This is a genomic window from Gillisia mitskevichiae (genome assembly GCF_003634585.1).
In the GTDB taxonomy this organism is placed as follows: domain Bacteria; phylum Bacteroidota; class Bacteroidia; order Flavobacteriales; family Flavobacteriaceae; genus Gillisia; species Gillisia mitskevichiae.
Genome location: NZ_RBLG01000001.1, coordinates 441624 through 456246, shown reverse-complemented (window position 1 = coordinate 456246; position 14623 = coordinate 441624). Strand labels below are relative to the sequence as shown.

14 protein-coding genes are annotated in these 14623 nt (G+C 34.8%); 7 read left to right on the top strand and 7 right to left on the bottom strand.

Annotation, left to right across the window (positions count from 1 at the left end):
• Positions 1-89: 89 nt before the first annotated feature.
• On the bottom strand, positions 90-917 hold the full coding sequence (locus BC962_RS02095; protein WP_121344278.1) for a DUF4382 domain-containing protein: 828 nt from the start codon (positions 915-917) through the stop codon (positions 90-92).
• A gap of 172 nt (positions 918-1089) precedes the next feature.
• On the opposite strand from BC962_RS02095, the gene BC962_RS02090 reads away from it, so the two are divergent.
• The 7 genes from BC962_RS02090 to BC962_RS02060 all read left to right on the top strand — a co-directional run bounded on the left by BC962_RS02090 (position 1090) and on the right by BC962_RS02060 (position 7891).
• Positions 1090-1845: an SDR family NAD(P)-dependent oxidoreductase gene (locus tag BC962_RS02090; protein ID WP_121344277.1), complete on the top strand. Its 756-nt coding sequence runs from the start codon at positions 1090-1092 to the stop codon at positions 1843-1845.
• 63 nt (positions 1846-1908) lie between these two features.
• Positions 1909-3045 carry an ATP-binding protein gene (locus BC962_RS02085; protein ID WP_121344276.1) on the top strand — a complete coding sequence of 379 codons (1137 nt, stop codon included), beginning with the start codon at positions 1909-1911 and terminating at the stop codon, positions 3043-3045.
• A gap of 1 nt (position 3046) precedes the next feature.
• Positions 3047-3775: a metallophosphoesterase family protein gene (locus BC962_RS02080; protein ID WP_121344275.1), complete on the top strand. Its 729-nt coding sequence runs from the start codon at positions 3047-3049 to the stop codon at positions 3773-3775.
• Positions 3776-3922: 147 nt separating this feature from the next.
• Positions 3923-4915, top strand: coding sequence for an acyl-ACP desaturase (locus BC962_RS02075; protein ID WP_121344274.1), 993 nt, complete (start codon positions 3923-3925; stop codon positions 4913-4915).
• Positions 4916-5135: 220 nt separating this feature from the next.
• Entirely contained in the window at positions 5136-5813 is a 678-nt protein-coding gene (locus BC962_RS16545) for a DUF4331 family protein (RefSeq protein WP_121344273.1), read from the top strand.
• Between the two features lie 26 nt (positions 5814-5839).
• Positions 5840-6532, top strand: coding sequence for a DUF4331 family protein (locus BC962_RS16540; protein ID WP_121344272.1), 693 nt, complete (start codon positions 5840-5842; stop codon positions 6530-6532).
• Between the two features lie 63 nt (positions 6533-6595).
• Complete coding sequence (locus BC962_RS02060) at positions 6596-7891, top strand: tetratricopeptide repeat protein (protein WP_121344271.1); 1296 nt, start codon at positions 6596-6598, stop codon at positions 7889-7891.
• Positions 7892-7966: 75 nt separating this feature from the next.
• Here the strand turns inward: BC962_RS02060 and BC962_RS02055 are convergent, their stop codons facing one another.
• The 6 genes from BC962_RS02055 to trhO all read right to left on the bottom strand — a co-directional run bounded on the left by BC962_RS02055 (position 7967) and on the right by trhO (position 14604).
• On the bottom strand, positions 7967-8626 hold the full coding sequence (locus BC962_RS02055; RefSeq protein WP_121344270.1) for a CoA transferase subunit B: 660 nt from the start codon (positions 8624-8626) through the stop codon (positions 7967-7969).
• A 6-nt stretch (positions 8627-8632) separates the two neighbouring features.
• The gene (locus BC962_RS02050; protein WP_121344269.1) at positions 8633-9331 is read right to left on the bottom strand and encodes a CoA transferase subunit A; all 699 of its coding nucleotides are present in this window, start codon (positions 9329-9331) and stop codon (positions 8633-8635) included.
• 144 nt (positions 9332-9475) lie between these two features.
• A complete protein-coding gene (locus BC962_RS02045) occupies positions 9476-11797 on the bottom strand; it encodes a penicillin-binding protein 1A (RefSeq protein ID WP_121344914.1) in 2322 nt (773 codons plus the stop codon).
• A 13-nt stretch (positions 11798-11810) separates the two neighbouring features.
• A complete protein-coding gene (locus BC962_RS02040; protein ID WP_121344268.1) occupies positions 11811-12296 on the bottom strand; it encodes a gliding motility lipoprotein GldH in 486 nt (161 codons plus the stop codon).
• A complete protein-coding gene (locus BC962_RS02035) occupies positions 12289-13455 on the bottom strand; it encodes a PSP1 domain-containing protein (RefSeq protein WP_121344267.1) in 1167 nt (388 codons plus the stop codon). Before BC962_RS02035 ends, BC962_RS02040 begins: the two co-directional genes overlap by 8 nt.
• A gap of 117 nt (positions 13456-13572) precedes the next feature.
• Positions 13573-14604 (bottom strand): oxygen-dependent tRNA uridine(34) hydroxylase TrhO, encoded by a 1032-nt coding sequence (gene trhO / locus BC962_RS02030; protein WP_121344266.1) that lies wholly within the window; start codon positions 14602-14604, stop codon positions 13573-13575.
• Between the last annotated feature and the right edge of the window lie 19 nt (positions 14605-14623).

The window sequence follows — 14623 nt, the reverse complement described above, 5'->3', positions numbered from 1 at the left end:
AACCATAAACGTTAAAATAAGAATAAAAAAATAGGGCTCCTTAAAATTTTTCAATTTTAAGGAGCCCTTCTAAAAAAGAAATCTAATCTCTAATTCAAAAAGATCGTTTCCAAATCTATAGTTCCATTAGCCGTAACTTCAATGTTATTCATTGTCTTTACCTCGAAACCAGATAATAATGAAGGCTTAATTGTCACCTTATAAATTCCTGCTGGAACTCCGTTTAATGCAAATTCTCCATTGGCATTCGTATAAGCAGAAATTGTATTTGTTGCACTTTGTGCTGTGATCTCACTTTGGAAATTAGTAGGATGTACGGCACCTATAATAACTCCAGTTTCAGAAGTTGCAGTTGCACGAATCACTGGCTTTAAAATAAATCCTCCAGAATTACCCGCAGAAACTACAGACTTATCTACATCAAAGTCCAATAAGAATTCATATTCTTCCCCAGCTTCTAATTCTTGATCTACTTTAATCTTTAAACCAGATTGCTGAGCACTAGGAGTACTAAGTTCTTGTCTTGAGCCATCATTTAAAATTAAATAATTATCTCCTCCAAGTTCCAATCTAATTTCACTAAGAAATCCAGCTTCCACCTCAGCATCTGCCAACAATTGTGTTACTCCTCCCGTTAAAGTTAAAAGATCATACATTCCTGTTTGAACTCCTGCAAGACTAACCCATGCATCATCATCTGAAGTTGACGCATCAGATTTAATCATTACATCAACTACATTCACAAACACCGATTTGTAATCTCCTGGAGCATCTGTCATTCTAACCTTTACCCTAGCAGACCCATCTCCATCATTAGAATCGTCATTGCTACAACTAAACAGTACAGTTACAGCTAAAATTGCCACTAAAAATCCTGTAAATTTCTTCATTCTCATATTTGCTAATCTCTTTTTCATATATAATTAATTTGGTTTGATGTGGATAACGATGCATTATAGAATAGATTTTATGATGCGCCCACAATTAACTATTTTTAACAAGACTTAACATTCGTTTACAATTCATACCAAGGATAATCTAAATACATTTTATAATTATAAATGACCTTTAATTTATTAAGATAATAACATGACAAAAATTGCATTGATCACTGGAGCCACAAGTGGAATTGGAAAAGCTACCGCAATTGAATTTGCGAAAAACAATATCAATTTGATCTTATGTGGAAGAAATACAGATGTTCTGAAAAAATTGGAAGCCCAACTGTCTAAACAAGTAACTGTAACCACCTTGAATTTTGATGTTCGGGATAAAATTGAAGTATTTAAAAAAATAGAAAGTTTACCCGAGTCCTTTAAAAACATTGACATCCTTATTAATAATGCTGGGAACGCTCATGGCTTGGATCCTATTCAGGATGGAAATCTAGAGGATTGGGATGCCATGTTGGATATTAATGTGAAGGGTTTGCTCTATGTAAGTAAAGCCATTATCCCCGGAATGATCAAAAGAAAATCTGGGCATATTATAAACATTGGTTCTACAGCAGGTAAAGAAGTGTATCCAAATGGAAATGTGTATTGCGCTAGTAAATTTGCTGTAGATGCTCTTAACCAAGGAATGCGAATAGACCTTAATAAAACCGGTATTAAAGTGGGCGGAATAAATCCAGGTTTAACCCAAACAGGTTTTAGTAAGGTGCGTTTTAAGGGGGACGAGGAAAAAGCAGAAAAAGTGTATCAGGGATTTAAAGCACTTCAGCCAGAAGATATTGCAGATATTATCTCTTTTGTGGTTTCTAGACCTTATCATGTAAATATTGCAGATCTTACAGTAATGCCTTCAGCACAAGCGAGTAGTACTATTCTCAACAAAAATATTTAAAATCCAACTCTAAATTATATTCAAAATATCTAACTTTTAATACTCTTTAGCACGCCCCGAATAATGATCAATAAACGTCTTTTAATAAAAAACTTACTCGCTCATAATGACGAAAATAGCTTTTATGATAAAAAAAGAACGTTGAATATTGGCCAAAAAGAAGGCAAAGCAAAATTTTTGAAACATGTTTGTGCACTGGCAAATTCCAATCCTAAAAACAATTCTTATATAGTGATTGGTGTAGAAGATGAAGACAACTTTATTACCGGAGTAGATTTTTTTGATGATAGTAAAATCCAGAATTTAATAAATGCTTATTTAGATAATCCGCCATTGGTTTCTTATGAAAATATTCCCTTTCCTCATCTTCCAGATCATTTAGTGGTTGGTTTGGTGAGCATTCGCCCCAATAATGGAAAGGTTTGTTCTCTTCGGAAGAATATTTGGAAATATTATGGAGGCACTGTATATATTAGGGAAGGTAGTATTAGCATGCCTAAGAACTTTGGGATAGAACTTAAAGATGTTAATTCTAAGATCGTTAATTCCATAGAGAATCATGCACAAAACAATATCGAGCTCACCCTAGATGGTGTTTTCGACTTTATGAAAAAGCGCAAAGATTTTCATCCTTCATATAAAGTATTTAAAGAATATTTTGTGGTGTGTTGGGCTGGAAAAACCAAGCAAATAAAAGGTGAAATCTATTATTCTAGACTAGACATAGAATTAATAAATGAACAGGTTAAATTATTTTATTCTGAACTGGATGTAGTGAGTATAAGTATAGACAAGGATTACTTTAAAATAGTGGAATACGTACATCTTGGTCTTCAAGATAAATATCAATATTATCCATTAGAAGAAGTGATTATCAGTTTTAAAGATAATGCCAGCTACGATATGGAAAGTAGACTGTTATTTAAGCCACCCCAATTCGACAAAAAAATTCTATATCACATTTATAACTCTAATAATGCCTTGCTTGAAAAGCTTAAAAATGGGTCTAGACTTACCAAAAATGAGGAAAAAGACTTGTTTAAGATGCCAGCTGCTTATTTAATATGTTATTTTAATGAATTTGATAATTCCATAGATAAATTAGAAGAAGCAAAAGAGTATTTAAAAATTCATAGCACTAAGGCTTACCAAGCTTATAAAGAAAGCATCAGGATTCTTAGAAAGGTAAAATATAATTAAAATGAACAGGACTATTGCTATTGGCGACATTCACGGAGGACTTAAAGCATTGATCCAATTACTGCAAAGGATCGATATTTCACCAAACGATAAACTTATCTTTCTTGGAGATTACGTAGATGGCTGGAGTGATTCTGCTAATACGGTTACTTACTTAATAGAACTGGCCAAGCAAAATACCTGCATTTTTATACGTGGTAATCATGATGATCTTACAGAAGATTGGTTGAAAACTGGAGATTTAAATGAACAATGGCTGCAACATGGGGGGCAATCGAGTATAGATGCATATAGAAATTTTTCTTCCGAAGAAATTGATGAACATTTAAATTTCTATTCACAAATGGTAAATTATTATATAGATCCAGATAACAATCTATTTGTACATGCGGGATTTACAGATATACATGGTCCAGAAAAGGAATATCATCCTAAAACCGTATTTTGGGATAGAACTCTTTGGGAAATGTTACTTTCCCTAGATAAAAAGTTAGATCGAAGTAATGATTATTATCCTAAACGCTTACTTCTCTTCGAAAAGATCTTTATAGGACATACTCCCGTAACACGAATTGGGAAAGAAAAACCAGTAAATATTGCAAATGTTTGGAATGTAGATACAGGCGCAGCTTTTAAAGGGAAAATTTCTGCAATAGAGATCACAACTAAAGAAATTTGGCAAAGTGATCCAGTTTATAAATTATATCCCGATGAGAACGGTAGAAATTAAGAAAAAATTTGGCATGCAAACCTTAATAACTTCATATATTTGAAAATATATATTTATGTGCATCATTTTTGATGATTATATAAAAATACGCCAGCGCTTTACAGAATTCTGTTTTGTAATGTTTGGAAACCCTAAAAAAAGTAAGCTATGGCATTGAGCAACATGAGGTTAGAAGTAATGAAAACTGTCGAGAAACAGGTAGATAGTTTTGTAGATAAGTATTTGATCCCAGTAGAGGAAATATGGCAACCTACAGATCTATTACCAAATCTTCAAAGTGAAAATTATATAGAAGAAATTAAACAGATCCGTGAGGAGTCTAAGGAATTAGGCTATGATTTCTGGGTGGTTCTGGTAGCAGATATGGTTACAGAGGAAGCCTTACCTACTTATGAATCCTGGTTAATGGATATGGAAGGTGTACAACAACACGGTAGACAAGATGGTTGGTCCAAATGGATTAGACATTGGACCGGTGAGGAAAATAGACATGGTGATACCTTAAATAAATACCTTTACTTATCTGGAAGGGTAGATATGCGTGAGATAGAAAAAACAACACAACACCTTATAAGCGATGGATTCGATATTGGAACCGGACGCGATCCTTATAAGAATTTCATTTATACTAGTTTTCAAGAATTAGCTACCAACATTTCTCATAAAAGAGTTGGGCAATTAGCTAAGAATAAAGGGAACAAAATGCTTGCTAAAATGTGTAATGTGATAGCTGGAGATGAAATGAGACATCATTTAGCATATAGAGAATTTGTAAACATCATTTTTGAACATGATCCAAGTGAGATGATGTTGGCTTTCCAAGATATGATGAAGAAGAAAATTGTTATGCCTGCACAGTTCATTAGAGAATCTGGAGAAGGGATTGCTTCTGCTTTTGAAAATTTCTCCAATGCAGCACAACGTTTAGGTGTTTATACTACCTATGATTATATAGACATTTTAAGAAAACTAAATGAGTATTGGCAAATAGATAAATTTACCTCTCTTACAGATGATGCGGAAAAGGCTAGAGATTACCTAATGGCTTTACCAGATAGAATGACAAGAATTGCGAGTAGAATAGCTATTCCTGAAGATCAACACCAATTTAAATGGGTGGCACCTAACGGAAGGCTATAATATTAATTATAGATACTAAATAAACCTCGATTCGAAAGATCGGGGTTTTTTCGTTTTAAATAATAATTTCAATTTCCTGCTTAAAAGCTTTGTGAAATTTTTGTTTAACAAAACCTTAACTACTTACCAAAAACCGCCTCCTACCTCCACCCGTATATTAAAATGAAGGTCGACAATGGCCTTTTTAATTATAACACTTAATAACAATAAACCAATCCTTATGAAAAAGATTAAAATTATTGCGGTTTTAGGAATAATATTGGCAGCGCCAATATTTATCGCCGCCGATCACGTTGATGCTCCAGGAGTAGCTGGTTCTTCTGCAGATATTGCAGATTTCTATGCCTTTGAACCAACAGAAGGTTCAGATAATACCGTTTTTATTGTAGATGTTCAATCTAACGTGTTACCAGACCTTACTTATGGTGAATTTGATGAAGATGTACTAATAGAGATTAATATAGATTTAGATGGTGACTTGGTAGAAGATCAAGTAATTCAAGCAATTCCAAGAGATGGAATTATGTATTTCTTCGGACCTTTTAGCCCTTCTTCCACAGGTCTTAACAGCCAGATAGATACTAATACAGCTTTAGGATCTGTAGAAATTTCTTCTAATACTGCAATTACAAGCACTACAAGTAATGGTGTTTCCTTATTTGCAGGACCAAGACAAGATGCATTCTATTTTGATTTTGTAAGATTTAACCAAGTTATTGCCCCTACTGCTGAAGATAAATCTGGTTTTAATGTTCCTGGAACAGATACTTTTGATGGTGCCAATACTTTATCTATTGCATTAGAAGTACCAAATTCTTTATTAGGAACTCCAACTGCACAAAATGTTATAGGAGTACCAGTATATAAAACTTGGGTAACTACAAACAGGAAACAATAATATATCAATCTTTAAAACATAGAATTATGAAAATATATAATAAGAAATATTTATTTGCAGCATTGTTTGCCAGCTTCTTAGTAGTTGGATGTAGTAATGACGACGACAGTATGAATCCTACGCCTCCTACTATGGAAGCCGATTTTACAGGAACTTTTAGTCAGGTAGATCATATGGGAAGACCAGGAATAAATACCGTTTTAAATGGTAGTGCAGATAATAAGAACATGCATAATAAAACGATTCCTTCTAATATGCAAGCTACATTTCAAGCCTCTTTCCAAGCGCGTTTGGAAGCTTTACACGATGCTTATGCAGTGCTTTTAGGTGCAGATCCAGCAGATATAAATTATGAACCTAACATTTTAGGAGACATCCTTAATGGAGCAGAACCAACTTCAGAAGCTAATCCTAATATCGTTTCTGCGGAAGTATTAACTACTGTACTATCTAATGATGTTTTAGAAGTTGCACCAAACGCACCTACAGTTTATTTTGATGGTGGAGCTGGAGCACCTAGTTTTGAAGGAGCTATTGGATTTACTGGTAGAAAATTACAAGATGATGTAATAGATGTTTCACTTATATTACTTTTTGGTGGAGAAACTGGAGCTCGTTTTAATGGTGAAGGTGGATTACCACAATTGGTAACAGATGGGGTTGCAATCACTGCAGATAATATTACAACTAGCTTTCCTTATATAGGAGCGCCAGAATAAATTTTATTAAATATATTTAAAAGCCCTGTAAAAAGGGCTTTTTTGTATCCAATTATAACCACCATGAAAACCAATTTACTTTTATTACTAAGTTTTTTTCTAATTATAAGTTGTAAAGATTCAACTTCTGAAAAGGAAAAAGAAAAGAAGATAACCAACTCTGAAGATTATAATAATTTTCTAGCTATTCAAAAAGCCAGATCCACTTCTCCATATTTCGAATTATGGAATTCAAAAATAACATCTGATAGTGTAGAGCTACCAAGTTTTACTGCAGTTGCTGGACAATATAATATGTTCTTTGAATCTACTGGGGACATTGCATATCTTAAAAAGGCAGAACAAGCTTTAGAGAAGGCTGTTGAAGTTGCCAATTTAGACAAAGAAAAATATTATAGGTCTTTATCCAGAAATTACATCTCTCAACATAGGTTTAAAGAAGCCTTAGTTTATGCAGATTCTGCTGCAGAACTATCTAAAAATATACCCGCAACACAACATTTATTATTTGATGTACATATGGAGTTAGGGAATTATTCTAAAGCAGATAGTATTAAAAAACTTTTTGCAGATCCTGAAGATTTCAATTACATTATTAGAGCTTCAAAATGGAATGATTACAAAGGAAAATTGGACATGACTATTATGTTCATGGAAAGAGCGAAAGAAAAGGCTGAAGCCAGTAAAAATAGAGGGCAACTTTTATGGGTCTATTCCAACATAGCCGATTATTATGGTCATGACGGAAGAATTAAGGATAGTTATGAGCATTATTTAAAAACCTTAGAGATTGATAGTTCCAATGCCTATGCTAAAAAAGGAATTGCGTGGATAGCTTTTTCTAAAGATAATAATAGTGCGGAAGCCGAAAGAATACTTGATTCCGTTTTAACAGGACACGTATCTCCAGATTATTATTTGTTAAAAGCAGAAATTGCCGAATTTGAAAATGATAAAAAAGCAAAGAAAACTGCGATGGCATCTTTTTGGGAATTAGCAAATAATCCCGCTTATGGCAACATGTACAATACCTACAAGATTGAAGCTTTAGTAGAAGATCCTGCAACTAAAAAAGAAGCCTTAGCCTTAGCTGAGAAAGAAATTTCAAATAGAGCAACTCCAGAAACTTACCAATTACTTGCTTTGGCCAATTTAGTAAATGGGAATAAAGAAAAAGCTTTAGAAATTATCAATGCTCACGTGGTTGATAAAACCTTTGAACCTACTGCCCTACTTACCATGGCTAAAATTTATAAGGCCAATATGATGCCGGACATGGTCAAGGATTTAAAGAATGAATTAATAGAAGCGTCCTATGAAATGGGTCCTGTAAAATTAAAAGAGATCCATGCTCTATAAATAAAACATCAGTTTTTGAATGTAAAAAAAAGCCTCACAATATTGCGAGGCTTTTTTTATATGCTAAATCTTAGCTTAGTTCAAATTCATTTCGGGAATATCTCCTTCTACGATCAAGGTTCCTTCGGTTGCCTTTCTAATGTCTTCCACGCTTACTCCTGGTGCTCTTTCCAATAATTTAAAGCCTTTATCTGTTACCTCGATTACAGCAAGTTCTGTTACAATTTTAGTAACACAGCCAACTCCTGTTAAAGGCAATGAGCATCTTTTTAATAATTTAGATTCTCCTGCTCGGTTAGTATGCATCATAGCAACTATAATATTTTCGGCAGATGCTACTAGATCCATTGCGCCACCCATTCCTTTCACCATCTTTCCAGGGATCTTCCAATTGGCTATATCTCCATTCTCTGCAACTTCCATTGCTCCCAGAATAGTTAGGTCCACATGTTTACCGCGAATCATTCCAAAGCTCATAGCAGAATCAAAAAAGCTAGCTCCAGGCAAGGCCGTTATTGTTTGTTTTCCTGCGTTAATAAGATCGGCGTCCTCTTCGCCATCAAATGGAAAGGGTCCCATTCCTAAAATTCCGTTTTCACTTTGAAATTCTACATTTATATCGTCTCTCACAAAGTTGGCAACCAAGGTTGGAATACCAATCCCTAGATTCACATAATATCCATCTTGAACTTCCTGAGCAATTCGTTGTGCAATTCCGTTTTTATCTAAAGCCATCTCTAATTATTTTTGTCTAACCGTTCTCTGTTCAATTCTCTTTTCATAATTCTTTCCTTCAAAGATCCTTTGAACAAATATTCCCGGAATATGAATTTGATTTGGATCCAATTCTCCTGGCTTCACTAACTTCTCTACTTCGGCAACTGTAATAGTAGCTGCACCACACATTAATGGATTAAAATTTCTAGCAGTCCCTTTAAATATAAGGTTTCCTGCTTCATCTCCTTTCCATGCTTTCACAAATGCAAAATCGGCTTTGTAAGCATGTTCCAAAACATACATTTTCCCATCAAATTCTCGGGTTTCCTTTCCTTCTGCCACCTCGGTTCCAAAACCAGCAGGTGTATATACCGCAGGAAATCCTTGCTGTGCTGCTTGGCACTTTGCAGCTAAGGTTCCTTGAGGAGTTAACTCTACATCTAACTCACCGCTAAGCATTTGGCGTTCAAATTCAGCATTTTCTCCAACGTAAGAGGAGATCATTTTCTTAATTTGTTTTTTATGTAGTAATAATCCCAATCCAAAATCATCTACTCCTGCATTATTTGAAATGCATGTTAGATCTTTAAGGTTGAGTTTTACCAATTCTGAAATAGAGTTTTCTGGAATACCACTAAGTCCGAAGCCACCTAGCATCATTGTCATCCCATCTTTTACACCATCTAGTGCCTCCTGAACGTTCTTTACAGTTTTTTTGATCATAGAAATTTCATTTGCCGAAATTTACAAAAAGTTTGATCTTACTACAACGTTTTAATTCTGAAGATTCTCGATATCTAGTATAAAATAAAAATGCCACATTTAGACTTTGCTATATGTGGCATTTTTATTTTAAAGTTGAAAAGATTAAAAATCTAATTCGTCTGGGATCATTTGAGAATCATTTTTCTCTTTTTTGTAATTATCGCAATCTATTTCTATAGATACATTCTCTGGTCTTGGAAAGGCTCCGCTGGAAACTCCAAGGTCTTTTTCAGTATATACATCTTTCATATACATTCCCCAAATTGGTAAGGCCATTGTTGCTCCTTGTCCAAAAGATATTCCTGGAAAATGCACTGCCCGGTCTTCTCCACCAACCCAAACTCCAGTTACTAAATTAGGAACCATCCCCATAAACCAGCCGTCACTTCCATTTTGAGTAGTACCCGTTTTACCTGCAATAGGATTCTTGAAATCGTATGGATATCCTGTCATTGCCCTTTTATAGTAATCATTATTTACAGCCCAATTTCCTCTTAATCTAGTACCAGTTCCAAATTGAGTAACACCTTCCATAAGATTTACGGTTACAAAGGCTGTTTGCTTGCTTAAAACATCTTTAGTTTCTGGCACATGCTGATAAAGCACTGTTCCATTCTTGTCTTCAATTCGATTTACAATAACTGGTTTTACATAAACTCCTTCATTAGCAAAAGTGCTATATGCTGAGACCATCTCGAAAAGGCTCATATCTGCTGTTCCTAAAGCGATAGATGGCACTGCCGGAATTTCTTTAGTGTCTACCCCCAGTTTGCTTAATAATTCGATTACAGGTCTTGGACCAGTTTGAGCTATCAATCTAGCTGATATTGTATTAACAGAATTAGCAAGTGCACTTTTTAGCGTCATCATTCCCTCATACTTACCATCGCTATTTGCAGGAGACCAGTCACTTTGTGCACCCATCTTACCAGCTTCAATTGTAAAGCGATTTCTTGGTAAGGTGTCGCAAGGAGATAATTTTAATTGATCTATCGCTGTAGCATATACAAAAGGTTTAAAGGTAGATCCTACTTGCCTTTTCGCCTGTTTAACATGCTCATACTTAAAACTCTTGAAATCTATTCCTCCAACCCAAGCTTTCACTTCCCCTGTTTGCGGAGTCATAGACATCATTCCGGCTTGTAGAAAAGATTTATAATATAAAATAGAATCTTTTGGTGTCATGATAGTATCTCTACTTCCCTTCCAGCTAAAAACTCTCATCTCCCTCTTCTTATCGAAAGATTTAATGATTTCATCTTTAGATTTTCCCTGAGCTTCCATTTTATGCCATCTTTCTGAAACTCTCATCGCATTTCTAACGATGTTAGCTACCTCATCTTCATTAATATCTCTAAATGGCGCGGTTTTATTGTTTTCATTTTGTTTATCAAATTCCTTCTGAAGGTTTGCCATATGTTTTGAAACAGCATCTTCAGCAAATTCTTGCATTCTAGAATCTATACTCGTATAGATCCTTAATCCATCTCTATAAATGTTATAACTAGAGCCATCTGCTTTTGGGTTTTTCTCGATCCAATCTTTCATAAAACCTTGTAGATATACTCTAAAATAAGTAGCAATACCTTCGTCATGACCTTGTGGGGTAAAGGTGATCTTCATAGGAGTTTCCTGCAGAGCTGCTTTCTCCTCTCTAGTTAAAAATCCATTTTTCTCCATTTGCTTAAAAACCTGGTCTCTTCTTTGCTTTACTAATTCTGGCCTTCTAATTGGGTTGTAAAGTGCAGAGTTCTTCAGCATTGCAACTAAAACTGCAGACTCTTCCAGCTTTAAATCTTTAGCCTCTTTATCGAAATAGATCTTTGCTGCAGAACGAATTCCAACTGCTTGATAGATAAAATCGTACTTATTAAAGTACATGGTAATAATCTCTTCTTTGGTGTACTGACGTTCTAAGCGGATCGCGATGATGTATTCCTTAAACTTTTGAATAACCCTTTCTACGAAGTTTTTTGAAACATCTTCTGTAAATAATAATTTCGCCAATTGTTGGGTAATGGTACTTGCACCACCACGAGTTCCTAAAAACACGGCAGCTCTTAAAGTTCCTTGAGCATCTATTCCAGAATGCTGATAATAACGCTCGTCTTCTGTTGCTACGAGAGCTTCTATTAGATGATCTGGAAGATCTTCAAATTTAATAGGAGTTCTGTTTTCACTGTAATATTTACCCAGAGTTTCTCCATTGGAGGAGAATATCTCTGTAGCTAAATTAGTTTCAGGATTTTCTAACTCCTCGAATTTTGGCATTTTTCCAAATGCACCCCATCCGGCCAGTAAGAATAATAAAACAATGAACAAAATTCCGGCTCCAAAAAGAGTCCAGAATCCTATTATGTATTTTCTAAAACTTGTTGGTTTTTTAGAGTTCTTAGAAGGTGTTTTTTTTGAAGGGTTTGCCATAGGTGCCATTACATTAATTAAGGATCTTTTCTATACGAAAACCTATTTCTGTGATCCCTTTTAGGTTTTGTATTCCTTTTTCGTTTCCATTCTTACGCATTGCATGTTGAACAGAAACTCTATATTTTCCTGACTCTGGGAACTGAACTTGTTCTTTATACCAAAGTTTACTTTCTTTTAGATCACCAAATCCAGTGCCAAGCCATTTTCCATTAGGAGCTGCCATTTCATATTCCAAGGTATCTGTAACAACCTTTCCTTGTGGGAATTGGATCTCTGCGATTAAAAACAAGTTACTGTATTCAAAATCAGTACTATTTCTAACATTAATGAACAAGTTATAGCTTTGTAAAGTGTCTATGTTTTTAAGAGTAAACGTTAAAACTGAATCTTTATTCCATTCATTAGGAAGACTTTTATATTCATCGAACACTCGATCCTTATCACAGCCAATAAAAAAGGTGACTAATAATAAAATCAATAAAAAAGTTCTAGGCATTATTAGATGGTTTTCCTTTTTTACGTTTATTCTTTCTGCGTTTCTTGGTATTCGTGGACTTTGGAGTATCAAATCTTGTAAGGCTATCTTGTCCAACAACATTTGTATAATCTGTTTTTGATGCTTTTTCCACTTCAACTATAACTTCATATTCTTCTAAACTACCAATAGGTTCTTTGGCAATATTTGCTTTCACAATTTTTGAAGCTTGTTCAGCAGTTAATTTATGCCAGTTCATCCATTCCCCTTCATAAGCATACCAAAGCACGCCTTGAAAAATGTCTATTTTCTGACAAACAGCAGTACCTTTTTTAGTAAATAGTTTGGTGTCTGTTTTTGGGAAATCTTTCAACGCATCTAAATACGTGTCTAGCTCATAATTCAAACAACATTTCAGTTTCCCGCATTGTCCCGCCAATTTTTGCGGATTCAATGATAATTGCTGATATCTTGCTGCTGAAGTGTTTACAGATCTAAAATCTGTTAACCAAGTAGAACAACATAATTCTCTTCCACAAGATCCAATTCCTCCTAATCTAGCTGCTTCTTGACGGAATCCAATTTGACGCATCTCTATACGTGTGTTGAACTCTCTTGCAAATTCTTTAATAAGCTGGCGAAAATCTACCCGCTCTTCTGCAGTATAATAAAAAGTGGCTTTAGAACCATCTCCTTGAAATTCTATATCACTAATTTTCATGCGTAGATCTAGCCTAATAGCTATTTCTCTTGCACGAACCTTCATTTTATCTTCTTTATCTCTTGCTTCTTGCCAAACATCTATATCCCTTTGAGAGGCTTTTCTATATATTTTAAGCACCTCTTCACTATCCACCTTAACTTTCTTCTTCTTCATTTGAACTCTTACCAATTCTCCGGTAAGGGTTACAACACCAACATCATGACCAGGTGAAGCTTCAGTAGCTACCACGTCTCCAATGCTTAAAGTTAAATTTTCTGGATTATGAAAAAATTGCTTTCTACCATTTTTAAATCGGATCTCAACACAGTTGAACGGCTCTACCCCATTGGGTAAAGTCATGTTAGCAAGCCAATCAAAAACAGTTAATTTATTACAACCATCAGAACCACAGGTTCCGTTATTTTTACATCCTTTTGGCTGACCATCTGTCCCGGTCGCGCAAGTACTACATCCCATACTATATATCTTGAAAACCCTAACAAAACAAGGCTTGTTGGATTTGGAGTTATTATTAATTCTCAAAAAGTAAATATACCAATATTAATTGGTCTCGGGGGAATTCCCCCAATTTACTTAATGCTTGTATTTTAACACTTCAGACCTTCCTTTTTTGAAGATCTTGTTGCTATTTGGTATTCCTTTCCTAAGTGCTTTTTGCTCTTCAAAAGGAAGTGCATTAATCTCTTTACACTCTGCAGAACAACAGGTGTCCATTGCTTTAGAACATTCTTCGCATTGTATAAATAGTAAATGGCAGGCTTCATTTGCGCAGTTTACATGAGTGTCGCAAGATTTCCCACATTGATGGCAATTGGAAATCACCTCATCTGTAATACGCTCCCCTCGTCTATGATCGAACACGAAATTTTTACCAACAAATTTATTTTCTAAGGATAGATTTTCAACCTGTCTGGCATACTCAATAATACCACCTTCTAACTGAAAAACCTTTTTAAAACCTTTGTGTTTGTAATACGCACTAGCTTTCTCACATCTAATTCCACCGGTGCAATACATCACCAAGTTTTTATCCTCTTTATGCTCTTTTAGATCTTCTTCAATTATAGATAAAGAATCACGAAAGGTATCTACATCTGGAGTGATAGCGCCTTTAAAATGGCCTATTTCGCTCTCATAATGATTCCGCATATCCACTAAAATAGTATTAGGGTCATTCAGAAGTTCATTAAATTTATCGGCATCTACGTGAACTCCTTTGTTGGTAACATCAAAACTGTCGTCCTCCAAACCATCTGCCACTATCTTATCTCTAACTTTCACTTTTAGTTTCAGAAAAGATTTTAGATCATGTTCTATTGCGATATTCAATCTTATATTTTCAAGGAAATAAATACTGTCTAAGAAATCCTTGAACTCATCAAATTTTTTGGCAGGTACAGAAAGTTGGGCATTAATACCTTCATGAGCTACATAGATCCTTCCAAGAACCTCCATTGCATCCCAGGCAATAAAAAGATAATTTCTAAATAATTTTGGATTTCCAATTTTGGCGTAGGCGTAAAAAGAAAGTGTTAACCGGTCTTCTCCGGCTTCCTCGATAAGAGCAGCTCTTTCCTTTGCGCTTAGTTTATTGTACAGTTGCATGCTATACTAATATTTAAGG